At 60.1% G+C, this 26,372-nt stretch carries 27 protein-coding genes and 3 tRNA genes; 15 read left to right on the top strand and 15 right to left on the bottom strand.

What is annotated here, in order from left to right; genetic code table 11:
• The first annotated feature begins 241 nt into the window (after nt 1-241).
• The gene (locus O8B93_RS08400; protein ID WP_269709373.1) at nt 242-895 is read left to right on the top strand and encodes a TetR/AcrR family transcriptional regulator; all 654 of its coding nucleotides are present in this window, start codon (nt 242-244) and stop codon (nt 893-895) included.
• Between the two features lie 47 nt (nt 896-942).
• Nucleotides 943-1,962, top strand: coding sequence for a ketol-acid reductoisomerase (gene ilvC / locus O8B93_RS08395; protein ID WP_174057034.1), 1,020 nt, complete (start codon nt 943-945; stop codon nt 1,960-1,962).
• A 126-nt stretch (nt 1,963-2,088) separates the two neighbouring features.
• On the opposite strand, the gene O8B93_RS08390 is transcribed toward ilvC, so the two are convergent.
• The gene (locus O8B93_RS08390) at nt 2,089-2,538 is read right to left on the bottom strand and encodes an RbsD/FucU family protein (RefSeq protein WP_269709372.1); all 450 of its coding nucleotides are present in this window, start codon (nt 2,536-2,538) and stop codon (nt 2,089-2,091) included.
• A gap of 274 nt (nt 2,539-2,812) precedes the next feature.
• On the opposite strand from O8B93_RS08390, the gene O8B93_RS08385 reads away from it, so the two are divergent.
• The 5 genes from O8B93_RS08385 to O8B93_RS08365 all read left to right on the top strand — a co-directional run bounded on the left by O8B93_RS08385 (nt 2,813) and on the right by O8B93_RS08365 (nt 9,369).
• Nucleotides 2,813-4,057, top strand: a complete 1,245-nt coding sequence (locus tag O8B93_RS08385) for an aminotransferase-like domain-containing protein (protein ID WP_269709371.1) — start codon at nt 2,813-2,815, stop codon at nt 4,055-4,057.
• A 307-nt stretch (nt 4,058-4,364) separates the two neighbouring features.
• Nucleotides 4,365-5,348: an ABC transporter substrate-binding protein gene (locus O8B93_RS08380; protein ID WP_269709370.1), complete on the top strand. Its 984-nt coding sequence runs from the start codon at nt 4,365-4,367 to the stop codon at nt 5,346-5,348.
• Nucleotides 5,349-5,357: 9 nt separating this feature from the next.
• Nucleotides 5,358-7,052 (top strand): ABC transporter permease, encoded by a 1,695-nt coding sequence (locus O8B93_RS08375; protein WP_269709369.1) that lies wholly within the window; start codon nt 5,358-5,360, stop codon nt 7,050-7,052.
• Nucleotides 7,040-8,068 (top strand): ABC transporter ATP-binding protein, encoded by a 1,029-nt coding sequence (locus O8B93_RS08370; protein WP_269709368.1) that lies wholly within the window; start codon nt 7,040-7,042, stop codon nt 8,066-8,068. The genes O8B93_RS08375 and O8B93_RS08370 overlap by 13 nt, the downstream gene beginning before the upstream one ends.
• Nucleotides 8,069-8,259: 191 nt before the next feature.
• Nucleotides 8,260-9,369, top strand: coding sequence for an endonuclease/exonuclease/phosphatase family protein (locus O8B93_RS08365; protein ID WP_269709367.1), 1,110 nt, complete (start codon nt 8,260-8,262; stop codon nt 9,367-9,369).
• 32 nt (nt 9,370-9,401) lie between these two features.
• Here the strand turns inward: O8B93_RS08365 and O8B93_RS08360 are convergent, their stop codons facing one another.
• Nucleotides 9,402-11,141 (bottom strand): GGDEF domain-containing protein, encoded by a 1,740-nt coding sequence (locus O8B93_RS08360; protein WP_269709366.1) that lies wholly within the window; start codon nt 11,139-11,141, stop codon nt 9,402-9,404.
• Between the two features lie 214 nt (nt 11,142-11,355).
• On the opposite strand from O8B93_RS08360, the gene O8B93_RS08355 reads away from it, so the two are divergent.
• Nucleotides 11,356-11,431, top strand: a tRNA-Thr gene (locus O8B93_RS08355).
• Between the two features lie 58 nt (nt 11,432-11,489).
• On the opposite strand, the gene O8B93_RS08350 is transcribed toward O8B93_RS08355, so the two are convergent.
• Nucleotides 11,490-11,843: a nuclear transport factor 2 family protein gene (locus tag O8B93_RS08350; RefSeq protein ID WP_010972664.1), complete on the bottom strand. Its 354-nt coding sequence runs from the start codon at nt 11,841-11,843 to the stop codon at nt 11,490-11,492.
• A gap of 385 nt (nt 11,844-12,228) precedes the next feature.
• Between O8B93_RS08350 and O8B93_RS08345 the strand changes: the two genes are divergently transcribed.
• The gene (locus O8B93_RS08345; RefSeq protein WP_269709365.1) at nt 12,229-12,831 is read left to right on the top strand and encodes a J domain-containing protein; all 603 of its coding nucleotides are present in this window, start codon (nt 12,229-12,231) and stop codon (nt 12,829-12,831) included.
• Nucleotides 12,832-12,840: 9 nt separating this feature from the next.
• Here the strand turns inward: O8B93_RS08345 and O8B93_RS08340 are convergent, their stop codons facing one another.
• Nucleotides 12,841-13,449 carry a DUF922 domain-containing Zn-dependent protease gene (locus O8B93_RS08340; protein ID WP_269709364.1) on the bottom strand — a complete coding sequence of 203 codons (609 nt, stop codon included), beginning with the start codon at nt 13,447-13,449 and terminating at the stop codon, nt 12,841-12,843.
• 174 nt (nt 13,450-13,623) lie between these two features.
• The gene (locus O8B93_RS08335) at nt 13,624-14,079 is read right to left on the bottom strand and encodes a PRC-barrel domain-containing protein (RefSeq protein ID WP_269709363.1); all 456 of its coding nucleotides are present in this window, start codon (nt 14,077-14,079) and stop codon (nt 13,624-13,626) included.
• A 163-nt stretch (nt 14,080-14,242) separates the two neighbouring features.
• Between O8B93_RS08335 and O8B93_RS08330 the strand changes: the two genes are divergently transcribed.
• Nucleotides 14,243-14,668 (top strand): DUF1801 domain-containing protein, encoded by a 426-nt coding sequence (locus O8B93_RS08330; protein ID WP_269709362.1) that lies wholly within the window; start codon nt 14,243-14,245, stop codon nt 14,666-14,668.
• Between the two features lie 34 nt (nt 14,669-14,702).
• Here the strand turns inward: O8B93_RS08330 and O8B93_RS08325 are convergent, their stop codons facing one another.
• The 3 genes from O8B93_RS08325 to O8B93_RS08315 all read right to left on the bottom strand — a co-directional run bounded on the left by O8B93_RS08325 (nt 14,703) and on the right by O8B93_RS08315 (nt 19,302).
• A complete protein-coding gene (locus O8B93_RS08325; protein WP_269709361.1) occupies nt 14,703-15,671 on the bottom strand; it encodes an alpha/beta hydrolase in 969 nt (322 codons plus the stop codon).
• A gap of 154 nt (nt 15,672-15,825) precedes the next feature.
• A complete protein-coding gene (gene uvrB / locus O8B93_RS08320) occupies nt 15,826-18,792 on the bottom strand; it encodes an excinuclease ABC subunit UvrB (protein WP_269709360.1) in 2,967 nt (988 codons plus the stop codon).
• A gap of 126 nt (nt 18,793-18,918) precedes the next feature.
• Entirely contained in the window at nt 18,919-19,302 is a 384-nt protein-coding gene (locus O8B93_RS08315; RefSeq protein ID WP_269709359.1) for a winged helix-turn-helix transcriptional regulator, read from the bottom strand.
• Nucleotides 19,303-19,459: 157 nt separating this feature from the next.
• On the opposite strand from O8B93_RS08315, the gene O8B93_RS08310 reads away from it, so the two are divergent.
• Nucleotides 19,460-20,071: an NAD(P)-dependent oxidoreductase gene (locus tag O8B93_RS08310; RefSeq protein ID WP_269709358.1), complete on the top strand. Its 612-nt coding sequence runs from the start codon at nt 19,460-19,462 to the stop codon at nt 20,069-20,071.
• An 11-nt stretch (nt 20,072-20,082) separates the two neighbouring features.
• Nucleotides 20,083-20,559, top strand: coding sequence for a nuclear transport factor 2 family protein (locus O8B93_RS08305; RefSeq protein ID WP_269709357.1), 477 nt, complete (start codon nt 20,083-20,085; stop codon nt 20,557-20,559).
• A gap of 66 nt (nt 20,560-20,625) precedes the next feature.
• Here the strand turns inward: O8B93_RS08305 and O8B93_RS08300 are convergent, their stop codons facing one another.
• From O8B93_RS08300 to rlmB, 5 genes are all read right to left on the bottom strand, one after another.
• On the bottom strand, nt 20,626-21,990 hold the full coding sequence (locus tag O8B93_RS08300) for a PepSY-associated TM helix domain-containing protein (RefSeq protein WP_269709356.1): 1,365 nt from the start codon (nt 21,988-21,990) through the stop codon (nt 20,626-20,628).
• A 45-nt stretch (nt 21,991-22,035) separates the two neighbouring features.
• Nucleotides 22,036-22,440 carry a DUF2946 domain-containing protein gene (locus tag O8B93_RS08295; protein ID WP_269709355.1) on the bottom strand — a complete coding sequence of 135 codons (405 nt, stop codon included), beginning with the start codon at nt 22,438-22,440 and terminating at the stop codon, nt 22,036-22,038.
• A 69-nt stretch (nt 22,441-22,509) separates the two neighbouring features.
• A complete protein-coding gene (locus O8B93_RS08290) occupies nt 22,510-23,103 on the bottom strand; it encodes a hypothetical protein (RefSeq protein WP_269709354.1) in 594 nt (197 codons plus the stop codon).
• A 5-nt stretch (nt 23,104-23,108) separates the two neighbouring features.
• Nucleotides 23,109-23,501: an acyl-CoA thioesterase gene (locus O8B93_RS08285; RefSeq protein ID WP_269709353.1), complete on the bottom strand. Its 393-nt coding sequence runs from the start codon at nt 23,499-23,501 to the stop codon at nt 23,109-23,111.
• A 76-nt stretch (nt 23,502-23,577) separates the two neighbouring features.
• Nucleotides 23,578-24,465: a 23S rRNA (guanosine(2251)-2'-O)-methyltransferase RlmB gene (rlmB, locus tag O8B93_RS08280; protein WP_269709352.1), complete on the bottom strand. Its 888-nt coding sequence runs from the start codon at nt 24,463-24,465 to the stop codon at nt 23,578-23,580.
• A gap of 209 nt (nt 24,466-24,674) precedes the next feature.
• Here rlmB and O8B93_RS08275 point away from each other — a divergent pair.
• Nucleotides 24,675-24,759: transfer RNA gene (locus O8B93_RS08275), tRNA-Tyr, on the top strand.
• Nucleotides 24,760-24,784: 25 nt separating this feature from the next.
• Nucleotides 24,785-24,858, top strand: a tRNA-Gly gene (locus tag O8B93_RS08270).
• Nucleotides 24,859-24,918: 60 nt separating this feature from the next.
• Here the strand turns inward: O8B93_RS08270 and O8B93_RS08265 are convergent.
• Together O8B93_RS08265 and O8B93_RS08260 are read right to left on the bottom strand one after the other, a co-directional pair.
• Complete coding sequence (locus O8B93_RS08265; protein WP_269709351.1) at nt 24,919-25,113, bottom strand: hypothetical protein; 195 nt, start codon at nt 25,111-25,113, stop codon at nt 24,919-24,921.
• A gap of 117 nt (nt 25,114-25,230) precedes the next feature.
• Nucleotides 25,231-25,557, bottom strand: coding sequence for a BA14K family protein (locus tag O8B93_RS08260; RefSeq protein WP_269709350.1), 327 nt, complete (start codon nt 25,555-25,557; stop codon nt 25,231-25,233).
• Nucleotides 25,558-25,880: 323 nt separating this feature from the next.
• On the opposite strand from O8B93_RS08260, the gene O8B93_RS08255 reads away from it, so the two are divergent.
• Nucleotides 25,881-26,330: a hypothetical protein gene (locus tag O8B93_RS08255; RefSeq protein WP_269709349.1), complete on the top strand. Its 450-nt coding sequence runs from the start codon at nt 25,881-25,883 to the stop codon at nt 26,328-26,330.
• The last annotated feature ends 42 nt before the right edge of the window (nt 26,331-26,372 follow it).

Below are 26,372 nucleotides of genomic sequence, written 5' to 3'. Positions count from 1 at the left end.
CGATCTCCCTCCTTGTGGGGGAGATGCCCGGCAGGGCAGAGGGGGGTAAGCTCCACGCGCCATCGATCTGCTACCGCACAACCGCCCAAAGAACCCCACCACGCTTCCACTCATCCTACGCCGCACCGCACCAATTCTTCTCACCTCCAAAGAATCCGCTTGACCCCGTCGCTGCCTCCGCTTAAATGGCGCTCGAACCGTACCGTACGGTACATTAATCGAGCCCCTGGAGTGGAAAGACTTGGCTTCCGACCCGATCATAGCGCAGGAATTTTCGCCGCGCCAGAACGCCGTTCTGGACCAGGCATTGCGTCTTTTGGTCGAGGGCGGTGAGAAAGCGCTCACCACATCCGGGCTGGCGCGCGCCGCCAACTGTTCGAAGGAAAGCCTCTACAAGTGGTTTGGTGACCGGGACGGCCTGCTGGCCGCGATGATCACCTTCCAGCAGAGCAAGGTCCGCACCTTCGAAAAGGCGGGCGACCGCGTTTCCGCGCCGCAGCTTGCCGATCACCTCGAGGTTTTCGCGCATGATCTGCTGGACGTGCTGGCGGGCGACGTGTCGCTGGCGCTCAACCGTCTGGCCATCGGCCAGGCGAGCCGGGATGGTTCGAAGCTCGGCGATCTGCTGCTGGAACGCGGTCGTCGCCAGATCGATCGCCGCGCCCGTGGATTGATCGAAGCGGGTCGCCGTTCCGGCTACCTGCGTTTCGATGACGCAGAAGAGGCGTATCGCAGTTTTTACGGTCTCATCGTCTCGGATCTGCATGTGCGCATGCTGCTGGGCGAGGCGCCGGACAAGGATTTTTCCGCCCGGGCAAAGAAGGCGGTCGTCGCCTTTCTGACGCTCTACGGCACGGAGAAGGTACATTCGGAACTGGGCGGCAAGGTCGCTTAAGGTTCCGGTTAAGACAACAGAGACAAGCATTAGGGAAGGACCACAAAATGCGCGTTTATTATGATCGTGATGCGGATCTCAATCTCATTAAGTCCAAGAATGTCGTCATCGTTGGTTACGGCTCCCAGGGCCGCGCCCATGCGCTGAACCTCAAGGATTCCGGTGCCAAGAACGTCGTCATCGCTCTTAAGGCCGGTTCGCCGACCGTCAAGAAGGCCGAAGCCGACGGCTTCAAGGTCATGACCGTTGCCGAAGCCGCCAAGTGGGGCGACCTCCTGATGATGGCGACGCCTGACGAATTGCAGGCCGACATCTACAAGGCCGACATTGCCGGCAACATCCGTGATGGCGCAGCGATTGCCTTCGCACACGGCCTCAACGTTCACTTCGGCCTCATCGAGCCGAAGGCATCGCTCGACGTCGTCATGATCGCACCGAAGGGCCCCGGCCACACGGTTCGCGGCGAATACCAGAAGGGCGGCGGCGTTCCCTGCCTCGTTGCCGTTCATCAGAACGCTTCGGGTAACGCTCTTGAACTTGCTCTCTCCTACGCCTGCGGCGTTGGTGGCGGCCGTTCGGGCATCATCGAAACCAACTTCAAGGAAGAGTGCGAAACCGATCTCTTCGGCGAACAGGTCGTTCTGTGCGGCGGTCTCGTCGAGCTCATCCGCGCCGGTTTCGAAACGCTGGTCGAAGCCGGTTATGCTCCGGAAATGGCCTATTTCGAGTGCCTGCATGAAGTGAAGCTGATCGTTGACCTGATCTATGAAGGCGGCATCGCCAACATGAACTACTCGATCTCCAACACGGCTGAGTGGGGCGAATACGTCACCGGTCCGCGCATCATCACTGCCGACACCAAGGCTGAAATGAAGCGCGTTCTGCACGACATCCAGACCGGTAAGTTCACCTCCGAGTGGATGCAGGAATGGAAGGCCGGCGGCGCTCGCTTCAAGGGCATCCGTCGCAATAACGACAGCCACCAGATCGAAGAAGTCGGCGCCAAGCTGCGCGGCATGATGCCCTGGATCGGCAAGAACAAGCTGGTCGACAAGGCCGTCAACTAAGCTCTATTGCTTGGTGGAAGATATGGAGGCCGGGGCGAAAGCTCCGGCCTTTTTCGTTGCTAGGCGCGAGTGGTTGACGATAATGCATCCGAATTCGTATGTGCCGTTTCCACTATCGGCCGCCTCTCACTTCGGCGGGATGACACCTTTGGTCAGCAGAAAGCAGCCATAAAACCGCGTCTCGCCAGTGGTGATGACGCAATAAGCCTGTTTGGCTTTTTCGTAAAAAGCGAAACGCTCGATGCCATACATGGGAGCGGATTTTTCTTCCGCCGCGTCGATTTCCTTCTGCACCTCGGCCTGGACCGGCTCCAGTTGATCGGGTGCGCCCATCACCTCCATACGGCCGACCGAGGGTTGCAACGGCGTATCGAGTGGCAGGACGGACAGGATCGCCTGCATGGCGCGCGCGGCCGAGACATTGTCGATGTGCAGCACCTTGCCGACCGTGGTGTGACGGGAAACCGAATCGGACGGGAAATTGGTGTCTGATATCACCAGAGTATCGCCGTGACCCATGGCGCGCAGCGCGTGCAGAACGTCTGCATTCAGCGCCGGGTCGATATTTTTCAACATGTCTTCCAACTCCCATCATCATCATGCCGTCTGCGGCACCGGCGCGCAATCCAGCCGGAAAAGCGCGCGGCGTCAATCGCAAACGGAAGATTGTTAAGCCTTCTCAGAGGGTGTATCTGGCTTTGTCCGGAAAAACGGCCGCGAATGCGGGGCCGTGGCGGACATCGTGCAGGGAGGCAGAAATAATTCGAAAAACTGATAAGTCAGTATTGCTGACATATCGACATTTCTGTAAAGATGCACGCATAAAAACGACACAAGAGGAAACGTACCCATGCTAAATTGGGAACAAATTTTCGCCACGCGCTCTTCGCGCATGAAAGCGTCTGAAATCCGCGAGCTGCTGAAGCTGCTCGAACAGCCTGATATCATCTCCTTTGCCGGCGGTATTCCGGATCCGGCTCTCTTCCCCGCAGAGGAGTTCCAGCAGGCTTACGCAGAAATTTTTTCCGGCTCGCAGGTCAATGCCGCCCTGCAATATTCTGTCAGCGAGGGTTACAAGCCGCTGCGCGAATGGCTGGCAGGCGAGATGGCCGATATCGGCATCGACTGCACCGCCGACAATGTCTTCATCGTTTCCGGCTCGCAGCAGGGTCTCGATTATCTCGGCAAGCTGTTCCTGTCGCCGAAGGATACGGCGCTGGTCACCTGGCCGACCTATCTCGGCGCGCTTTCCGCCTTCAACGCCTATGAGCCGAATTATGATCAGCTCAATCCCGGCGGCAACCGCACGCCGGAGGCTTATCGCGAGACCGCCGCCAAGCATGGCGGTGCGGTGAAGTTCGCCTATCTCTCGGCCGATTTTTCCAACCCGACCGGCGAGACCGTCGATCTGGCCGGCCGTGAAAAGGTTCTGGCGCTGGCCGACGAGCTCGACATCGCCGTCATCGAAGACGCGGCCTATCAGTCGCTGCGTTACGATGGCGAGGCAGTTCCGCCGATCATGGCGCTCGATATTGCCCGCTCCGGCGGCATCGAGAACACCCGCACCATCTATTGCGGCAGCTTCTCCAAGACGCTCGCACCGGGCCTTCGCGTCGGTTACATCGTCGCTTCCGCACCTGTTATCCGCAAGCTGGTGCTGATGAAGCAGGCCGCCGACCTGCATTCCTCGACCATCAACCAGATCGCCATCGAACGTGTGGCCTCGCGCGGTTTCGACAGCCAAGTCGCCAAGATCAAGGCCGCCTATAGCGCCCGCCGTAATGCGATGCTCTCCGCGCTCGAGAAGTACATGCCGAAGACCACCAGCTGGACGAAGCCGGAAGGCGGCATGTTCATCTGGGTGACGTTGCCTGAGGGCATGGATGGTGCCGCGCTGCTGGCAAAATCCATCGCCACGGAAAAGGTGGCCTTCGTTCCCGGTCGAGCCTTCTTTGCGGATGGTTCTGGCACGAACACGCTGCGCATCAGCTTCTCCTGCGCCAACGAGGCGATGATCGAGGAAGGCATGAAGCGGCTTGGCCGGTTGATTACGACGGCGCAGGCCGAGGCGGGCGAGGTGCTGCCGGCGATTTGAGTTGGTGGTTCCCGGTAGCGGCAGAGGTTGCGGCTTCACCCCCCTCTGTCCTGCCGGACATCTCCCCCTCAAGGGGGGAGATCGACTCGCGGGTAGGCCCCGCCTATCTCGACGTCTGCAAATGAAGTGGAGGCAGAGCCTCTTGCCGATCTCCCCCCTTGAGGGGGAGATGCCCGGCAGGGCAGAGGGGGGTGGCCACGGTCTCAACCTTCGCCGACAGAAGATAACGGCATCAAAATCCTGCCTGTCACATACATGTTATGCAATCATGTTTAAGCGGTCCCACCAAACAACAGGGACTGGACCCATGAAAACGCTGCTTTCCGCTTTCACCGCCATCGTATCGCTCGGCTTCATCGCCACCGCTGCCAATGCCGCCGATCTGGTGCTTTATACCAGCCAGCCGAACGAGGACGCGCAGGCAACCGTTGATGGTTTCAAGGCTGCCAATCCCGGTCTTGAAGTCGAATGGGTGCGTGACGGAACGCCGAAGATCATGGCCAAGCTGATGGCCGAGATCAGCGCCGGCAATCCGGTGGCCGACGTGCTGTTGATCGCCGACACCGTGACGCTCGAGCGCATGAAGCAGGCTGGCCAGTTGCTGGCCCACAAGTCCACTGAGGCCAAGAACATCGATGCTTCGCTTTATGATGCGGACGGCTATTATTATTCCACCAAGCTCATCACGACCGGCATCATGTACAACACCGCCGCCGCGATGAAGCCGACGAGCTGGAAAGATCTGGCGAAGGCTGAAGCCAAGGGTCTCGTGACCATGCCGAGCCCGCTGACCTCCGGTGCGGCGCTGATTCACGCGCAGACGCTGGCTGCCGCCAGCGGCCTCGGCTGGGACTATTACAAGCAGCTGAAGGCCAATGACGCCATTGCCGGCGGCGGCAACGGTGCGGTTCTGAAGTCCGTCGCTTCGGGCGAAAAGGCTTACGGCGTGGTCGTCGACTACATGCCGATCCGCGAAAAGGCCAAGGGCGCGCCGGTCGAGTTCGTTTTCCCGGAAGAGGGTGTATCTGCCGTCACCGAGCCGGTCGCGATCATCAAGGGCACCAAACACGAGGAAGCCGCGAAGAAGTTCGTCGACTACGTGCTTTCGGAAAAGGGCCAGCAGGGCTTCGTCAAGCTCGGTTACATTCCTGTGCGCGCCGATGCCGGCATGCCGGAAGGTTTCCCGGCCCGCGACAAGATCAAGGTTCTGCCGCTCAGCGCTGCTGATGCGCTGAAGAACTCCGAGCAGGACCTGAAGACCTTCTCCGATATTTTCGGCTCCAAGGGCTGATATAGCGGCATGTCCCGTTCAAGTGCCTATGGAAGCAGCCAGCCGCGCTGGCTGTTTCCTTTTGTGGTGAGTGTCGTCTTTGCCCTCAGTGCCCTGCCGCTCGGCCGGCTGGCCTATACCGGCATCATCTCATCACTCAATGGTGACATATGGCGGCTTCTCGCTGATCCAGCCCTTTGGGATGCGGCGCTGAACACGCTCTCCACCTCGTTTTTCGGCATGCTGATCTCGCTGGCGATTGGCGGCGCCTTCGCGCTTTCGCTGACGCTTTGCGACATTCGTGGCAAGTCGATCTTAAGCTTCCTGTTCATGCTGCCGATGATGATCCCGCCGCAGGTGACGGCGCTGTCGTGGATCGGCATGACCGGCCCGTCGAGTACGCTGTTGAAGGCCATCGGTCTTGCGCCGCCGATGGGTTCGCCGCAGCCGCTTTATTCGATAGCGGGCATCGCGCTGCTGCTCGGCGTGCAGCATGCACCGCTTGTCTATCTGTCGCTGCGCGCCGGTCTGCTTGCGCTACCGCAGGATGGCATCGAGGCCGCCAAGCTTTCGGGCGCTTCGCCGCGGCGTGTGCTGTTCGATATTATCCTGCCACTTTCCACGCCGGGGCTGATCGCCGGGGCGGCGATTTCCTTCGTGTCCAATGTCGGCAATTTCGGCATTCCGGCAATCCTCGGCATACCGGGGTCGATCTTTACCCTGCCGACGCTGATCTACAGCCGCTTCGCCAGTTTCGGCACCAGCACCTTCGGCGATATCGCCATTCTCTCCACCATGATCGCCATTATCTCGGTCGCCGGGCTTGCGCTGCAGGAACGGGCGATGAAGGGCAGGGACTATCGTATCATCGGCCTTTCCGGCAAGGCCGCAACCTTCGGGCTGGCGCGCTGGCGGGTGCCGGCAGAATGTGCCCTGTGGTTGGTGCTGTTCTTCATGCTGGTTGCACCGCTCGCGGCACTGGTGGCGAGTTCGCTCGCGCCTGCCTATGGCGTGCCGCTCAGTCTCAAGACCGCGACGCTGCATGCCTATGAGGAATTGCTCTACCGCCAGAGTGTCACCCGTACCGCCTTCCGCAATTCGCTGTTTCTGGCAACCGCCACATCGCTCTGCCTGCTGGCGGTGACGGTGCTGACCGCTTATTTCCTGGTGCGTGGCAAGAGCCGCTTCATGTTCCTGCTGTCGGCCTTGGTGGATATCCCCTATGCGTTGCCGGGCGTGGTCATCTCGGTGTCCTTCGTGCTGCTTTTTGCGGCCCCCATTCCGTTGTTGGGCATCACGCTTTACGGCACGATCTGGATCATCCTGCTCGCCTATTTCTCCTCCTTCTTTGCCGTCAGCCTGAAACCCATGGTCAGCGCCTTCCTGCAATTCGATCCGTCGCTGGAAGAGGCCGCTCGGCTGTCAGGTGCCGGTTTCTGGCGGCGGCTCACGGATATCATTCTGCCGCTGGTCGGCCCGGCGGCGGGCGCTTCGGTCATTCTTGTTTTCCTGATCGCCTGTAACGAGCTGACGGTCTCGGCGCTCCTGTGGTCGGCCGGCACGCAGACGCTCGGTGTGCTCATCTACAATCTCGATGATAGCGGCAGCTTCGATCTTGCGTCCGCGCTTTCGGTGCTGGTCGTCATCATGGTGATTTTCCTCATGTTGCTGCTCGAAATTCTGGGGCGCTATCTGCCGAAAGGAGTGGTTCCTTGGCGAAACTGATTCTCAACCGCCTGTCGAAAAATTTTGCAGCCGGATCGAAGCCTGCCGTCGACGACGTGTCGCTTACCGTGCGCGATGGCGGCTTTCTCGCCTTGCTCGGCCCTTCCGGCTGCGGCAAGACGACGGTGCTGCGCATGATCGCCGGTTTCGAACAGCCGACCGATGGTTCCATCCTGCTCGGCGAGAGGGTGCTGGCCGATGCCGGCAGCATGGTGCCGCCGGAGCGGCGCAACATGGCGATGGTGTTCCAGTCCTATGCCTTGTGGCCGCACATGTCGGTTGCCGACAATGCTGGATATCCGCTGAAGGTGCGCGGCATTTCGGGTGATAAGTACCGCTGGAAGGTCGGGGAGGCGCTTGCCGCCGTCCGTCTTGAAAGCTTCGCCGACCGCCGTCCCGCCGAACTCTCCGGTGGCCAGCGGCAGCGCGTGGCGCTCGCCCGCTGCCTCGTCACCGAGCCTGACGTGGTTCTGCTCGACGAGCCGCTCGCCAATCTCGACCGGCATCTGCGCCAGGAGATGGAGGAGACGTTTCGCGATTTCCACGCTCGTTCGGGCGCGACGATGATCTATGTCACCCATGATCAGGCCGAGGCCATGGCACTGGCAACCGATGTCGCCGTCATGTCGCAGGGCAGACTGTTGCAGGTCGCGGCGCCGGCGGAGCTTTATGCGCGGCCGGAGGGCAGGCTGGTCGGTTCGCTGGTGGGGCAGGGGGCGATCCTCAGCCTGCCGGTGCCGGATGCGGCGTCGCGCGATCTCGACTGGGCAGGACTTCGGGCGGCGATGGAAAGCGGTGGGCACTCGCCGCGGGTCGATATTCTCGTGCGGCCGCAGGATGTGGTGCGGGATGCGGATGGAATTGCCTGCACAGTTACCTCGGTTCTTTATGAGGGCGAACGGTATGCTCTGCGTCTCGACCTGCCGGACGGGCAGGCGCTCAGGGCCTATTCGCGCGAAGCGGTTGCAGTTGGGGATCGCTTGCCGGTTGCTATTCGTGCGGGCTGGCGGCTTTAATCCCGCCGCGCAGACGCGCGTCGACTGGATTCCTGTGACAAGCACAGGAATGAGGTGGGGGAGCATCGGCACGCGACTCACCAAAACCGACGTCGCGCGTCAGCCAGTCTGGTCCAGCGCGCCATGCCCCAAACCACTGGCGAGGTCGAACGGGAGCGGTTAAGCTCCCCCCGCAGCAATAGGAATGAAACATGTCGCTTCGGCTCGCCACCTTCAATATCGAAAATCTTCTCACCCGTTTTGATTTCACCGGCTTTCGCAACCAGACGCGGCGCGACAGGGCGATCCAGCTTTTCGATATCAGGGACGAGGCAACCTATCAGGCGCTGGAAAGCGCGCGGATGGTGGCTTCCACCGACGATACGCGCCAGCTTTCAGCGCTCGCCATTGCGGATGCGGATGCCGATATTCTCTGCCTGCAGGAAGTCGACAACATGGCGGCGCTGCAGGCCTTTGAATATGGCTATCTCTACCGCATGGTCGGCAATGGCTATCTGCAGAAATATCTGGTCGAGGGCAATGACAGCCGCGGCATCGATGTCGCCGTCGTCATGCGCGAGAAGACGCGCGACGGCGACAAGATCGAGGTCGTCGATATCAAGAGCCATGCGGCGCTGACCTATCGCAATCTCGATCTCTTCAATCCTGCACTCGCCGCGACCAACCAGATCGATGACAAGATTTTCAAACGGGATTGCCTGGAAATTGACCTCCGGATCGGCGGCAAGCCGCTGACGCTTTACGTCACCCATTTCAAATCCATGACCAATTCCCGCGACCCGGTCGATGCGCGGCTCGCCACCATGCCGATCCGCGAGGCGGAAGCCATGGCCGTGCGCCGTATCATCGAAAACCGCTGGGGTGTCGGCAATACCCACAACAAGAATTTCGCGATCTGCGGCGATATGAACGACTATCAGGAGCGCGTTGCGATTTCCGGCGACAGGCGCAGCGGCTACAGCTTCGCGCCCGTCGAGGAGGAGCGCAGTGCGCTCGATATCTTCACGGCCGATGGTTTCGTGGTCAATCCGATGACGCGCCGCGACGTCATGGATCGCTGGACGCTTTATCACTCCCGCGGGCCGCAGGAACAGCATCTGTGCCAGCTTGACTATGTCTGGCTTTCCCCGCGTCTGGCGGAAACGAACGCCACCCATATTCCTGAAATCATCCGCAACGGACAGCCTTTCCGCACGGTTTTCCCGCCGGGGCAGGAGGTTGAACGTTACCCCCGCACCGGCTGGGATCGCCCGAAGGCGTCCGACCATTGCCCTGTCGTGATGACGCTGGATTTGATCTAGGGCGCGGCGGAATTCGTCACTGGCGATGTCGCCTAGCCGTTTGCGACCTTCGGGAAATAGGTTGCCCACACCCGGTTGCGGCCGGCGCGCTTGGCCTCGTAAAGCCGGTCGTCGGCGATGGCGATCAACTCGTCCCAGCTGTTGATTGCGCGTGCCTCCTGCCAGACGACGCCGAAACTTGCCGTCAGCGATAAACCGGTCTGTTCATCGACGGTCTGGGCTTCGATCAGGCGGCGAAGGCGGTCGGCGGTGGCGGTGGCCGTGGCGTGGCTGACATCCTGCAGCACGACGACGAATTCCTCGCCACCATACCGGGCCAGAATATCGGTCTTGCGCAAGGCACCCTTTAAAAGGCTCGCCGTCTTTTGCAGCGCAAGGTCACCCATGGCGTGGCCATAGCGGTCGTTGATCGACTTGAAGTGATCGATATCGACGATCATGACGCCGAGTGACTGATATTGCTCATCTCCGCTCAGAATGGCCCGAACGGACTTTTCCAGCGCGCGGCGATTGAAGACGCCGGTCAGCGCATCGGTTTCGGACAGCGTGCGGAGCTGCTCGGCCAGTGCGCGCTGCTGGTCTTCCATTTCCCCCTTCTGCCGAAGCTGCTCGCGCAGGAAATCCAATTCCCTGAACATCTTCGTCACTTCGGGGGCAACGCCCTCCTGGCGCTGAGCTTCGGAAAGATCGCCCGCCGCTATCGTGGAAATCTGCGCCAGGACAGACTGCATGGGCCGGAACAGCGCCGTCTTATAGACCGATGTGAGGCGCAGCAGGACCAGAACGGCGATCAGGGCGAGAAAGAGTGACGCCAGGCCATAGATGAGCGCCTGTTGCTTGTTCTTTTCGATTCTCGCGCGGGTTTCGGCGAGGATCAGGTCACGCAGCTGATCTGATGACCGCATGCCCTGAATGTAGTTTTCGGAAAAATCGCGGACACTTGGAAGTGCTGAGGGCACGACGATGGCAATCGTATTTTGCGCGTAACGAAGCGACTGGCCGAAATAATAGGTATCGAAATCGCGAAACGCGGCATCGAGACGCGGTGTCGACAGATAGGCGGCGGTGTAGTTCCACAGAGAGGATTTCACCAGCATGACGCTCTGCATCTCGGTGTCGAACTTCGCGCGATAACTTAATCTGTCCTGCCTGTTTGCCTGCAGGCTCATCACCACGTAGGAGCCGAGGCGGCCGATCCTGTCGCGCATGACACCGGCGGTGCCGGTCATTGCGATATCGATCGCGACATCGGGGGTTCTCGTGATGATGGCGCGTGCCGCCTTGCCGCGGAGCAGGTTGACGCTATCGGCGGCCGTGAACATCGATTGGATGGCATTGGCCATGGCGCTGTAGCTGCGCGCTTCCGGCGAAAGGGCGGCAACCGCATCCACCGCCTCTCGCGATTGCGCGAGTTTCTGGCGGGTTTCGGCAAGTGACTTCGCCAAGCCGGGCTGCGTTTTGATTTCTTCGGCGAAGGAGGCCTCGACTTGCAACAACTTGTCGTCTGTCGCCTTACGCGCGGTGGCCAAGCGCTCGACAAGGCTTGCATCCGCAGAAGCGGCCGCCATCAGGTTATTGGCCGGACCACGCTCGGCCGAGACCAGCCAGGCGGATTGCAGCGCGGTTTCAAAGCGGTTCAGTTGCTGTGCGTTCGTTCGATAACGAAGATAGTTGGAAACGCTGGGCAGCGCGGCAAGTGTAGCCAGCAGGATGGCGCTCACGGCAATGACGATTGTGCCTGTCAGCTGGATTTTCTGTATGCTCGCGCGCATCGGATGCGTTATTCTCGCTGAATGGTTATGATCTGCAGCCATTTTAGCTTCGCCGCGTAAATACTTCGCTTATTTTCTGGGCCTTTTGCTTTAATAGCGATCAGACGGATACGTCGGCGAGATTGCGGTGTAAAAAAGAAGCCTGCGGGACGAGCCGCAGACAATTTTCGCTTTACACCAAGTCAGAATCTGATAGTTGGCAAGGCACTGGCTTGCCCTTGTAGCTCAGTTGGTAGAGCACCTGATTTGTAATCAGGGGGTCACGAGTTCGAACCTTGTCGGGGGCACCAGTATTTTCAAAGGCTTAGCCTTTGCCATTCCCCTTTTCTATCGCTGTTTTGATGATGCCTATGGCTTTATGTGATAAAGCTTGTGCACGATCGACCAGCTGCCGTCGCGTTCCAGCAGGGACAGATATTCGTAAAAATCCATGCCGTCGAAGCGGGTTGTGAGCTTCACCGAGGCGCTGTCGCCCTCCTTGTCGATGCCCATGATTTCGAAGGCGGGATCGTGGTCGGGCAGCCCGCGTTCGCTCTTGCGCATCTGGTCGACGAAATCTTCCAGCGACAGCCATTCTATTTCACCTTCGAAGGTGCCAACGATGCTGGCGCGCGGGTCGAATACATCTCGCATCAGGCCCTCATCCGCATAGGCCATGGCATGGACGTAGTCCGTGACGGTCTGGGTAATGGTTTGCGGCATCGGATCGTCCTCCCTTCGGATCCAAAAGCCGAGCTTACACCCGTTGGCGACTTTCTACCATAAGGCCCTGAAAATGCGCCTGATATGCTCCTTTGCAGGGCGTTTTCCGGCGGGCAGCGGCAAGTGCGGTGCCGGTTAGTCGGCATGTTTTACCGTCGCTTTCCACAATTTTGTCCCGCCCGTCATTATAGTCGCCTTCTGTCCGACAAATTTGGGCATCAAGGGCTTTTCCGTCGGTTGTGCCGCGATGTTTCGTGTGGGCTTTGCCGGTTTAAAAGCCGGGGCGGGGTGCCGCACGGGGCGGAATTGGCCTATGATCCGCCGGCAGGCCTCAGGAGCGTGGCATGGGGCATGCGGGTAACATTTTGAGTTTGAAGGTGTTTTTGTGATCGATCCCTATGTTTTGCTTGGCGTGGAGCGCGATGCCGACGAGGCGGCGATCAAGACGGCCTACCGCAAGGTGGCCAAGGCCGCGCATCCCGACAGTGGCGGCGACGTCGAGCAATTTGCGCGCCTGCAGACGGCTTATGAGCTTCTGAAGGATCCGGTGCGCCGCAGGGTGTTCGACGATACGGGCTACGACCCGCAGCTTGCCGACGCCAAGGACCTCAAGGGTCTGCTGATGCTGGAAACGCTGGTCAATGAATTCATTCTGGACGAGCGCGAACCCGGCAGTTTCGATCCCGTGGCCGCCATGCGCCGCAAGCTGACCGACGATATTCTGAAAAGCCGTTTCCATATTCTCGAGCTGGAACGACACCGTACCCGGGTGCGCAAACACATGGATCGGCTGGGCCGCAAGCCGGAGACCGATGTGCTGAGTTCCATGCTGCGCGCCCGCAGCCAGTCCATCGCCGAGGCCATCCGCAATGCCGAAACCCAGATCGAGGCGATCGAGCAGGCCTATACGATGCTGGAGGGTTATTCCTACGAGCTGGAGACCGTGACGCTCGTCGAACCTCTTTTGAAAGGCGAAGCGGCGGAATAGCCCGATCGCTCAGGGGCCGTTGGCCAGCGCGAGAATGAGCTGGTGCACGCGCCCGCCGGGCGAAAGCTCGTCGCGGTCGAAATCGCGGCCGCGCTGGCGCTGCTCATTGGAAAGCTCACCCAGACGCTGCTGCAGAACGACACGCACCTTCTGGCATTTGGGATCGTTCTCCGCCCTCAAACCGGTGCTGAAGGCTTCGATCTTCTTCACCATGTCGAGAATATGCTCGCCATGGACGCGCTCATGGGTTTCCACGCCGGAAATGAAGTTCTTCCAGCTGGCGGCGACGGCGGGCGGCAGGTTGGCCGGCGCTTTCGGCCAGGTGTAGAGGATGGTGAGATTGGGCCTTGCGGTGGCCAGCACGCAGGCGCCATCCGGCTGCGGACGGTAATCCCGTCGCCATGTCAGCTTGAAGGTGGTGTGGGCAATGGCCTGCACGCCGGCCGTCGGGCCGCGTTCGCCGATGGACTGGTAAAGCGCGCCGCCGGTATTGCCGCTGATGGCATAGGTTTTGATCTGTTCGGCGGGTTTCCAGCCGGCGGACTGTGCTGACAGCGGAACGGCGCTCAGCAACAGGGCGGCACTGACGGAAAGGGAAAAGAGACTATGGGCGGGCACGCATCGATCCTTGGTGATTTGCGCACCGAAGATAGGCGAGGGGCGGGCTCCTAGGCAAGTGTCTGTCAGGCAAGGGTCTGCCGGGCGTGGATTGTCGGTTGCTGTGCGGAATAGTCCATACGAAAACCCCCGCGCCTCGGCGCGGGGGAGACAAGTGAACAACTGCAGGGGTAATCAGTCGTCCAGCTTGTCGTAATCGAGCTTCGGGGCGTTCTGCAGCGCGTCCTTGGTGGTGTCGACATAGGCCTTCCACGTGCCGTTGTCGTTGTGGACAGCGACGGATGCCGGGTCGAGCACCACATAGCTCTTGTCGATGCCGAGGAAGCCGCCGACGCTGGCGACCAGACCGATCACCGACTTGCCGTCGCCGATCACCACATCCTCGATCTCGCCGATGTTTTCGTTCTGGGCGTTATAGATGTCCATGCCGTCAAGCTGGGAAGCGGTGAGATCGGTCTTCTGGACATTGACGAACTTCAGCGGGGCGCTGGCCTTGTTGCCCATGGTGATGCCGGGGCCGGACAGAGTAGCATCCGCGCCGACAGCAGGGGCCGTGGTTGCCGTCTGGGCAAAGGCCACGGAAGAAGAGAGCGCTGCTGCGGCAGCGAGAGCGATGACATTGATTTTCATGATGTTTCTTCCCTTTGTATGCTGAACGTTGCGTTCGGGGAGGAAACGGGGAAGGGTGGATTTGGTTCCGCATGGGAGGACAGGAAAATTTGGTCTATGGTGAAAGCCGGAACAGTGGCGAAGCAGGTCCGAAATGGCCTCGCGGCGAAATCGGGAGGGCATCATGGCAAAAACGGTGACGGAAAAAGATGCGGAGGAGACCGTGGCGTCAGACGTCATCGACCGTAAAATCGCGGAGCTGGGCGATTGGCGCGGCGATATGCTCGCTCGCATCCGCGCGGTGATCCTGAAGGCCGATCCGGAGGTGATTGAAGAGGTGAAATGGCGCGGCGTGCCGGTCTGGTCGCATGCCGGTATCCTCTGCACGGGTGAAACCTACAAGAGCGCCGTGAAGATGACATTTGCGAAGGGCGCTTCACTTGAGGACCCGGCGGGCCTGTTCAATTCCAGCCTGGAAGGCAATACGCGGCGGGCGATCGATTTTCACGAGGGGGATGTGGTGGATGAGGAGGCGCTGGCGGCACTGATCCGGGCGGCGGTGATGTTGAACCTTGCGGGAAAGAGTGGAAAGAAGCGCGCTGGAAAATGACCGATGTGTCTGGTTTGAGAGGGCGCGTCGCGCGTCAATTCCCGGCGACATCCGCTGCCTTGTCCCATTCCCCATTGATGAACTTCAGCGCATCGATGATCGAAACCTTCCACACCGACCAGACGTGATCGCCATCGGTCACCCGCAACTCGGATTTGCGGTTGTCGGCCTGCAGCGTCTCGTGCAGGGCGATGGCGCCGCGCCAGAGGAAGAAGCCGTCATCGTCGCCGACGGTCAGATAGGTGGCGGGCAGGTCCTCGCTTTCGGCGACGTGCTGGGCGACGAGGGTGAAGACGTTCTTTTCATTAAAGAGTCTGGCATCGAAAGGGGTGCCGAAGGCGCCGGAAAAATGATCGCCGGTGGACGGCAGCACGATACCGCTGGTGATCGTGGTGCGGTCGACCTGATGGAAAAAGGCGCTGTCCTGGATGAGTTTCAGTTCGGCGGGCGTCTTGTCAAGATCGGCGGCGGGCACGTTCTGCCAGATGGCGCCGGACAGGCTGGCGACGGCGCCATAGATATCCTCATGGCCATAAGCGAGATGCAATGCGCCGAAACCGCCCATGGAAAGGCCGGCGATGGCACGGCCTTCCCGATCCTTGCGCACTGGCAGGGTTTTTTCGATCTGGTGGCGCAGGTCGCCGGTCAGGGCGGTTTCGTAATCGCCGGGGCCGCCGACAGCGGCGGAATCCACATACCAGCTGTTCTTGACACCGGGCATGACGACAACCAGCGGCCGGATGGCGCCGGCTGCGATGAGCGTATCGAGCGTCTTTTCGATATTGCCGAGATCGCGCCAGCTGTTCTGGTCGCCATCATGGCCGTGCAGGAGATAGAGCACCGGCCAGCCGTTTTCGGGCGGTGCACCATCCGGGCGGTAGATATTGACGGGAAACGGCGCGTTCAAGGCTGCGCTGTGGAAGGTGGCGTCTTCGATTTGCCCGGCAAGAGCAGAACCGGAGGACATGAGCAGGCAGAAGGCCAAGAGGTTTTTCCGATACATATGGGTCTCCCGTCATCATTCCTGAAACGATCAACGTTCCCAGGAGCTACGCGTTCCAGAACCCATAATGTTGCGGCAATGCCGCTCGCGCAAGTTTGAGCGTGGCGGGCGCCTTAATCTGCCGACCTCTCAGGCCAGCCTTCCACCATGTGCATCAACGCCCGGGCCGACCCGTCTTGCCCTTCGTTCGGCTTTTGCGCTTCTGCTCCCCGGCATCCTCGTATGAACCCGCACCGATCTTGCCGCGGACCAGTGGTCTCGGATCGTCCGCGGTGCGTTCCGGCTGGCCCTCCATAAGCGGTGAGAACCGTTTGCCGGCTTCTGTTTCGGGCTTGTCGGGTACCGCGCCCCGGACAGGCTTCTCGGTTCTTCCCACCGTCATTTCGTCCAGCGTGTTCCTGCGGAACAAAGGCTTTCCGGCGTCCGAGCCGGGGCCCATTTCGTCCAGAGAGGGTTTGGCGAAGAGGGAGTTGGAGGCTGCCGGGTGTGGCTCACCCCCCTCTGTCCTGCCGGACATCTCCCCCTCAGGGGGGGAGATCGACTCGGGGCGGCGTTTGGTGCTTTTTCCACCGCCTTCAATAGCGCGCGCTTCTTCCTTGGCCATGGGGTCGTCCATGGTGGCGAGTTCGGCGGCCTTGAGGCGTTTGATTTCGTCGCGCAGGCGGGCGGCTTTTTCGAAGTCGAGATCGGCTGCGGCGTCGCGCATGGATTTTTCCAGCGCGTTGAGATGGGACTGGAGATTGTTGCCGACCAGATGCCCGCCATCGGCGAAGCCCTTGCCGGAAGTGCCAGAAATATCGGCCCTTACGTGATCGCGCTCATAAACCGAATCAAGAATATCGGAAATCTTCGCCTTGACCGATTCCGGCGTGATGCCGTGTTCGGCGTTATAGGCCATCTGCTTTTCGCGGCGGCGGGAGGTTTCCTCCATCGCCCTTTTCATCGAGCCGGTGATGTTGTCGGCATAAAGGATGACCTTGCCGTCGACGTTACGGGCGGCGCGGCCGATGGTCTGGATCAGCGAGGTTTCCGAACGCAGAAAACCTTCCTTGTCGGCATCGAGGATGGCCACGAAGCCGCATTCGGGAATGTCGAGACCTTCGCGCAGAAGGTTGATGCCGACAAGCACGTCGAAGGCGCCGAGGCGCAGGTCACGGATGATTTCAATACGCTCCAGCGTGTCGATGTCCGAGTGCATGTAACGAACACGAACGCCCTGTTCGTGCAGATATTCGGTGAGGTCCTCGGCCATGCGCTTGGTCAGCACGGTGCAGAGCGTGCGGTAACCCTTGGCGGCGGTTTCGCGGATTTCACCGAGAACGTCATCCACCTGGCTGCGGGCGGAACGCACCTCCACCGGTGGATCGATGAGGCCTGTCGGGCGGATGACCTGTTCGGCGAAAACGCCACCGGACTGCTCCATTTCCCATGAGCCGGGGGTGGCCGAAACGGAAACGGTGAGCGGGCGCATTGCATCCCATTCCTCGAAACGCAGGGGGCGGTTGTCCATGCAGGAGGGCAGGCGGAAGCCATATTCGGCCAGCGTCGCCTTACGCCTGAAGTCGCCGCGATACATGCCGCCGATCTGGCTGACAGAGACGTGGCTTTCATCGATGAACAGTAGCGCATTGTCAGGGATATATTCGAACAAAGTCGGCGGCGGCTCGCCGGGATTGCGGCCGGTGAGATAACGCGAATAGTTCTCGATGCCGGCGCAGGAGCCGGTCGCTTCCAACATCTCGATGTCGTAACGGGTGCGCTGCTCTAGCCGCTGCGCTTCCAGCAGGCGCCCGGCCTTCTCAAGCTCGGCGAGGCGGACCTTCAGCTCTTCCTTGATCGACTTGATTGCGCCGTTCAGCGTCGGGCGCGGCGTGACATAGTGCGAATTGGCGTAAATCTTGACGGATTGCAGGTCACCGGTCTTCTGGCCGGTCAGCGGATCGAATTCGGTGATGGAATCGATCTCGTCGCCGAACATCGAGATGCGCCAGGCGGCATCCTCAAGGTGGGCGGGAAAGATTTCGATGGTATCGCCGCGCACGCGGAAGGAGCCGCGCTGGAAATCCATGTCGCGGCGCTTGTATTGCTGGGCCACGAGGTCGGCGAGAAGCTGGCGCTGGTCCAGCCGATCACCCACCTGCATCTGGAAGGTCATGGCGGTATAGGTTTCCACCGAGCCGATACCGTAGATGCAGGAGACTGAAGCGACGATGATGCAGTCGTCGCGCTCCAGCAGCGAGCGGGTGGCGGAGTGGCGCATCCGGTCGATCTGTTCGTTGATCGATGATTCCTTCTCGATGAAGGTGTCGGAGCGCGGCACATAGGCTTCCGGCTGGTAATAATCGTAGTAGGAGACGAAATATTCCACGGCATTATCGGGGAAGAAGTTCTTGAACTCCGAATAGAGCTGTGCGGCCAGCGTCTTGTTGGGGGCGAGGATGACAGCCGGGCGCTGCGTGGCCTCTATCACCTTGGCCATGGTGAAGGTCTTGCCCGAACCGGTAACACCGAGCAGAACCTGGCTGCGTTCGCCGAAATTGATACCTTCCACCAGATCGGCAATCGCCGTCGGCTGGTCGCCGGCGGGCTGGTACTCCGAGTCCATGCGGATGGTAACGCCGCCTTCGGATTTCGGCGGACGGGCCGGCCGGTGCGGCGTCCACATCTTGCCGTCCTTGAAAAGCGGATTGCCGCTTTCGATCAGCTTGGACAGGGCATCCACGGTTGCGGTGACGGCCCCCGGCGCGAGGTTGGCGGCCTCCTCCAGCGAGACGTCCATACCAGCTACCGGATTGAGACCGGCGGCGGCGCGGGTTTTCGGATCACTCGACGCGCCGATGGACACACCGCGCGCTGTCTTGGAAGCCGTGGTGTTTTTAGCCGTTTTGTTGGCCGCTTTTTCCGCTTCCTTGCGCGCCTCGATCTCGATCTTCTTGCGGTGTTTACCGGCTTTCGAGGCGATTTCGCGCTGGGTTTCCACCGAGCCCGCCTCGGCTTCCGCCTCGAGCTGTTTTACCCAATCGGCAACGCTGCCGCTCAGCGGCGCGCCTTCGAATGACGATTGCGGGGCTTCCTCGAAGCCTTGACGCGAGGAGGTGGAGTTTTTCGGTGATCTGGCCATGCGCGAAATATGGAGGGAGTCACGCGCAAAGGAAAGGGGAGGCGGTGAAAAAATGAGTACAAAAAGGAAACGAAGCGGCGGAACGAAATTCGGATGGATGCGTTGCGGGGCGGCTGGAGGCGTGCCTCAGCCGCGATTGTCGTTTTCGGAATATTCCACGCGCGCCTTGCAGATGCGGACATGGTTCTCATCGGCCCATTGCACCAGCAATTGCATCGGCACCAGAAAAGAACGGCCGAGATTGGTCAGCTCATATTCCACGCGCGGCGGCACCTCGGCATAAAGCGTGCGGCGAATGAAGCCGTCCTCTTCCAGGCGCTTCAGCGTGCGCGACAACATCTGCTTGGAAATATCGTCGATCCTGCGGTTCAGCTCGTTGAAGCGCAGAACTCCGCCCTGAAGGGCTTCGAGAACCAGCAGGCTCCATTGATCGCCGATGCGGTCCAGCACATCGCGGATGGGGCAGGGCTGCTCGAAGGTGAAGATTTCCCTGGTCTGTATATCCGGCATTATCCTTACCCCTTGCCCGTTTTTGGAGCCGTCTAGGTCATCGCCATGTGACCAGATCACCGGCGGCTGACTTCTTGCGGCCAGCCTTGCGATACCATAGCTCTGCTTCGCGGTCTATTATTTAGACCAATGACGATATTAACAGAGGAAACAAGCCATGGTTAAAATCGCGCTCATCGGCGCTTCCGGCAATGCCGGATCCCGTATCCTGAAGGAACTTTCCGATCGCGGACATCAGGTCACGGCGATTGCCCGCAATCCCGAAAAGATCGCCGCCCTGCCAAATGTGGTGGCAAAGAAGGGCGATGTTTTCGATCAGGCGGCGCTTTCGGAGCTGTTGAAGGGTCACGATGCCGTGATCAGCTCGGTGCATTTCACCGCCAGCGATCCCGCAACGCTGATCGAGGCCGTGCGCGCCTCCGGCGTTCAGCGTTATCTCGTGGTCGGCGGCGCCGGCAGCCTTGAAATCGCACCGGGCCAGCGTGTGGTCGATCTGCCGGATTTCCCCGCCGCCTACAAGGCCGAGGCAACGAAGGGCGCGGAATTCCTGGACAGGCTGAAACAGGAAAAGCAGCTCGACTGGACCTTCCTGTCGCCTTCGGCCGAATTCGTGCCGGGCGAAAGAACCGGCAAATTCCGGATCGGCAAGGACAATCTCCTGAGCAATGATCAGGGCAGCCGTATTTCTTTCGAGGACTACGCCATTGCGCTTGCCGATGAAATCGAGAAGCCGCAACATTCCCGCCAGCGTTTCACCGTCGGTTATTGAGAGGTATCAGCATGAATTTCGTGACACGCCGTCTCGCCATCGCCACGCTTGCGCTTGCACCCGCGCTGATGGCCGCCCCCGTTCTGGCCGAAACCGCCAAACGCGATCTGGCGCAGGAAGAAGCCAACCGCAAGCTGGTGATCGAGTTCTACGATACCGTCTTCAACAAGCATGAGGTGGAGAAGGGCGCAGCCGTCATCGTGGACAGCTACAAACAGCACAATCCCATGGTGCCCGATGGCAAGAAGCCGTTCGTGGATTATTTCACCGGCCACTTCAAGGAAAATCCGCAGTCGAAGGCACGGATCGTCCGCAGCGCAACCGATGGCGATCTCGTCTATCTGCATATTCATTCGACCGAAAAAGACGGTGATCGCGGCACCGCCATCGTCGATATTTTCCGCGTCACGGATGGCAAGATCACCGAACACTGGGACGTCATCCAGCCCGTGCCGGAAACGGCTGCGAACAACAATACGATGTTCTGAGCAGCCTCCCATCGCAGCGCCGATAGCCAGCGTGACAGCCGGGATTTTTCCCGGCTGTCTGCATTTTCAGAGGGCTCGCCGTTTCTGGCGGGACTGTATGACCAGGTCAAGTACGAGCATTGCCAGCAGGCTAACGCCCACCAGCGGGAAAATGATGCCGCCAATGGCAAGCATGGCGAGCAGACCGCGTAGCACGCGTTTTTCCTGCGGCAGGGGTGGCACGCCGAGCGCGCCCTTCGGGCGGCGTTTCCACCACATGATGCCGGCGGATACGGCAAGCAGGACGATGCCGATACAGACCGCCAGCAGCACGATCTGGTTGGCGAGGCCATATTGCTGGCCGAGATGCACGTTGATGCCCCATTCCAGTGCCTTGCCGAGCGGGCCGTAATCGGCATAGCGCATGTCGATCAGCGGCTCGCCGCTATATTGATCGAGATGGACCACGCGCTGTTGGCCGAGATCGTCGGGATAAACCGAGCCGCTATAAACACCGGTCGATTTCCCCGGCAGGGCGACGGCATAACCGGCGGCAAGGCCGAGCGTGTCGAAACGCGCGATCGCGGCGTCGATCCCGATCGGCCGGGTTTGTGCGGAAGCGGTGGATTCGGGGATTTTTGCCTGCTCCAGCGACCAGCTGGTCTTTGCAACATGGTCGAGATGCTCGCCGGACATCGGAACATCGGTGCGCACGCCCGCCGGATATCCGAAATTGCTGCCATTTGCCCATTCATTGACCTTCGCGCCCCAGACGCCCGACCAGGGCATGCCGGTGAGCGCAAGGAAGACGATGAAAAAGCCGACGAAAATGCCGGTGACGGCATGGGTATCTCGCCAGAACACGCGCTTGTTTGGCGTGCCGCGCACGGTCATGACACCGCCCGTCTGCTTGCGCGGCCACCAGAGATAGATGCCTGTGGCGACGAGAAGAATGGACCAGCCCGCGGCGATCTCGATCAGATAACGGGCATAGGTGCCGAAATATTTCAGGCTGTGGAGATAACGGATCGTCCACATGACAGTGCCGCGATCCGGCAGGGAGCCCGCAACCTCAGCTGTATAAGGGTTGACGTAAACCGCCCGCTTGCCGTCACCAGTATTGACGGTGATTTCCGTGGAAGCACCCGGATCGGCTGGTGTCGTATATTTGACAGCGGTACCCGGCACGGCCGCCAGCGCCGCGGCGATGACTTCGGAAGGTAGCGCTTTCGGTGCGTTCTGCACCACCTCCACCCGTTTCAGATCGGAATGGATGAGATTGTCGAATTCATCCCGGAAGAGATAAAGCGCGCCGGTGACGGCGAGCGATATCATGAAGGGCAGGACGAGCAGGCCGGCGTAAAAATGCCAGCGCCATACGGCGCGGTAAAGGTTGATGGACGAGGACTGCGCAGGCGCGCGCTCGCCCTCGAAGGAGGTCGTGACGGACATGAATGTCTCCGCAAAAGGTTTGATTTCCGGCAAGCCGGGAAGGTCTCAAGCGTGCGGAGAGGCGGGCGGTGCGCGTGGGCGCGATTCCAGATTGGGTGGCGATGGTGGTAACGCGGCATCGAAGTTCACAAAGGCGATTTCGCCGACCGCAATGATCCGGTCCGCACGTTCGACGGACGTGACAGGAAGGGTGGCGATCGTGGCCGATGCCAGTCGGCAGAGCGTGCCGCAGCAGTCGGCGGCGATCTTTCCCACAGGATCCTGCTTGCCTGCGCTGCCATCAGGCATGTGGGTGGAGCAGATGACCTCATCCGCCGCCAGCGCGGCCATAGCCATGTTGCCGCTGGTCAGGCCATTGGCGAGGCCCTGCAACAGAAAAAGCAGGATCGCCAGCGTGGCGATGGCGCCCGCCGAACTCCGGTCCTGCATGATCCTGCGAATGATCCCCATGCAATCGCAATGTCATATTCGCGGCGAAATGTCACCGCGACACAATGACGATACTTGGTGATGCGTTCTTCAGGCCAGCAGGTCGTAGGTCCGGAAAATCCAGGCGATCTGGTAGACCAGCGCAAAGATCACGAGGAACCTGTGAAAGCGGCGATTGTCGATGAAGGCGGCGGCTGTGAACAGGACAACATAGATAGCGGTTCGGATGAGATATTCCGGCCCGAGCGAGGCGAGGTAGTCATGTCCCTTCAGCAGCGTGTCACCGACATCGGTGACGAAAAGTGCGGCCAGAAACGCGAAAAACCAGCTTTTTCGGGAAAAGAAATAGTCCTCGTATCCCTTGTATTCCTTCATGTCAGTGGGAAACAGCAGCACGCAGAGGAAATAGAACAGCGAGCAGAACAGGATGAGGAAAAGGAAGGCGCCGAAATCCAGCACATGGCCGGTGGCGGAAAGCCGGTGCTCCCACCACCAGAAATGCACAAGCATCAGAAACAGGAACGCCACCCAGCCGAGATGCAGCGGATAGATGCGCTCCTTCTTCGGATGCTGCACAAAACCGGCAAGGCCGGTCAGCAGGCGCGCAAGGCTGAGGCCGACCACCATGCCCATGACCGCGCGGATGTGCGAATAGGCCTCTGCGGCATTGACGGCGGCCTCCATCGTGTTCACTCCGCTGGAGGAATGGGCGTCGGCTGCCCGTTTTCGTCCATCGCCACCATGATGAAGGTGCCGGCGGTGACCTTTTCCAGCTTGTCGTAACGCGACCGCTGCGCCCAGGCTTCGACCGTCAGCGTGATCGAGGTGCGGCCGAGACGGGCGATATCGGTATAGATCGACAAGGTGTCGCCGATCTTCACCGGCAGTTCGAAAGCCATTTCCTTGACAGCCGCGGTGACGACGCGACAGCGGGACCGTTCCGCGGCGCGGATGCCGCTTGCCAAGTCCATCTGGGACATGACCCAGCCACCGAAAATATCACCGGCCGGATTGGCGTCGGCCGGCATGGCGAGCGTCCTGAGTGTCAGCTCGCCCGTCGGTTTGATGGTCTGCTCGGTCATGTTGAGATGTGCTCCATGCGAATGACAAAGGCGCAGCATGCGTTGCGCTTTGTTATTTCGCAAGGAAGGGTAAGCGTCAGGACGACGCTTTGCCCAGAAATTGCTGCGTTGCATAAAGGGCGATGGCCGCCGCATTCGACACGTTGAGCGATTTGATCTCGCCCGGCATGTCGAGACGGGCAAGCGCCGAGACGGTTTCGCGGGTCTTCTGCCGCAAGCCCTTGCCTTCGGCTCCCAGCACCAGCGCGATCTTTGCGCCGCTGAAGGTCTGCTCGATGGGGGCAGGGCCTTCCGAATCCAGACCGACCGAGAAGAAGCCGAGTTTGTGCAACTCGCCCAATGTGTCGGCCAGGTTGGTGATCTGGATATAGGGAATGAGTTCCAGCGCGCCGGATGCGGACTTTGCCAGCACGCCTGATTCCGTCGGGCTGTGGCGGATGGTGGTGATGACCGCGCCGGCATTGAAGGCGACCGCCGAGCGCATGATGGCGCCGACATTATGCGGGTCGGTCACCTGGTCGAGCACGAGGATCAGCGGGCTTTTCTTCAGCGCGTCAAGCTTCTTGACGGGAAGCGGCCTGGTTTCCAGCATGACGCCCTGATGGATCGCCTCGGGGCCGAGCACCTTGTCGATATCCTGCGGCGAGACAATCTCGACCGGGAAGGGCTGGGCATCCGCTTCGCCGATATCCAGACGCGCAAAGGCATTGAGGGTAACCGACAGCTTGATGAGCTTTCGTTCGGGATTGGCAAGCGCTGCGCGCACGGTGTGCAAGCCGTAAAGATGGACCTGATCCGGCGCAAGCTGCGGCGGCTTCCAGTCGTCGGCACCACGGTTGCGGCGCTTCGGCTGCTGCGGGGTCGGAATTTCGCCGCGCTCGCGTTTGGCATCGCGCACGGCACGGCGCAGGGTGGCGTAGTGCGTGTCGCGGGTGGATTTGTCGTTTGGATCGTCTTTGCTCATGGCGCCTTATATCTCCGCAGAGAGGCGCACACCAGCCCCCGCGATAATCCACAGGGCTGCAAAGCGGTTTGAATTTTTTCCCGAAAATTCGTGAAACGGCGTGTTGACAGAAACGAACGAGGCCGTCATATACGCGCCACAGACGACGCAACGGCGCTTCGCCGCAGCGAAATCTGTAGAGCTTGGTCGCTCGATCCTAGCAGAAAGCTGGAGGGATGCCCGAGTGGTTAAAGGGGACGGACTGTAAATCCGTTGGCTACGCCTACGTTGGTTCAAATCCAACTCCCTCCACCATTCTGCACGGATCGAAATCACCACCGCGGGTATAGCTCAATGGTAGAGCAGCAGCCTTCCAAGCTGAATACGCGGGTTCGATTCCCGCTACCCGCTCCAGAAATTCCTCAGCGAGATCGATATTGTTTGCCTGCCATTCTCTGACTGTGCGGTGCCTTTTCAGCTTGCCTCCAGGGCCGAGCAAATCCGCTGTTTCTCTGCGTCGAGTTCGCTGAGTCTTCCCATATGGGCCGTGATTTCCTCAAAGATCGAGGGGCGATTTGCTGTTGGCTGGCGCTCCATGTGGCGCAGGGCGGTAATCACCTCGATCAGATCGATACGCTCTCGTTCGAGTTTTTCAAGATTCCACATCATCGTCGCGTTTTCCCCGTTGGCATGCGTTCAACGGCGTGCGGGGATAAAGGTTCAAATCCGTAGAATTTAAGGTAAATTTTATCTTGTCGGCTGCGGCCCGTCGCATCTGGGCCGGTTTTAATTGGGGGAGACGCACTGCGCCCGCGTGCCAGCAGTCGCCATATAGCTGTTGTCGGTAGGGTGATAGGAGACGTAACGCGCGGCGCACCATTTGACGTGGTTGATTTCGGCTTGCGTCAGGGCATAGCCGTTGGCTGAGGCTTCTTCGCCCTTACCGGCGGCAAAGGCGGAGGCGGAGTAGCTGCGCCCGTCTGAATTCTGTGTCTGTTCCTGCTGCTCGTAGGCGGGCTGTATGAGGCTCAGCGCTTGGGCGGGCATGACAGAAGCGGCAGACATCGCGACGCCAAGAGCGAGTGCGGAGATGGTCTTCGGCATCCTCAACATCGGTAAATCCTCGTTATTCGTTCGAGATGCTAACGAAAACTTAGGATATTCGTTCCGGAGAAGAGGTGATCGCACACGAACACGTGATTCTTCCGGCAGGGCGAGAGGCGTCCGTTGAGGCGGCTAGACCGGGATGCAAGGTCCCTCGCGCATGGGTGTTCGTGATTGGTGATGCGACGCCGCCTTCACCACAAACGCATTGGGCTCGGTGAGTGCGTTTCCTCCGCCGTCAATTCGACTTTCCGTCCTTACCGCACTGCTCGTTGACAAGTGGAAAATCCGGTCGGATAGTCGGCCGGCAATCATGCAACCGGGAGTCTTCAATGTTTAACAGGGTTGTCATTCTCTCATCATTTGCGCTGCTGGCATCGGCGGCGTTTGTCTCCCCCGCATCCGCACTCACCATGAAGGAGTGCAGCGTGAAGTATCAGGCTGCGAAAGCCGACGGTTCTGCCAAGGATGTCAAGTGGAACGACTATCGCGCGAAGTTCTGTGGCAGCGACGCAGCCGCTGAAGATGCCGCCGATGACAAGCAGGTCGCGGCCACCACCGATAAAGAACCCGAAAAAGCAACGATAAAGGCCCCGAAGGGCGTCGCTTTTCCGAGTGCTGTCGATAAGAAATATTCAAGCGAGACGCCCGGAAAGGCCCGCCTGAAAACCTGCGTCGACTCCTATCACAAGAACAAGAATGACGGCACCCTCGGCGATCTGAAATGGATCCAGAAGGGCGGCGGCTACTGGAGCCTCTGCAACACCGCTCTCAAAAGCTGAGACGGGCGGGAGCGGCGGCCGATGGTCGCTGCTCCGGCATCG

The sequence above is a fragment of the Martinezella rhizogenes genome (assembly GCF_027460065.1).
Classification (GTDB): Bacteria; Pseudomonadota; Alphaproteobacteria; order Rhizobiales; family Rhizobiaceae; genus Agrobacterium; species Agrobacterium rhizogenes_C.
The sequence above is the reverse complement of the archived record's forward strand: the minus strand, read 5'-3'. Positions and strand labels throughout refer to the sequence as shown.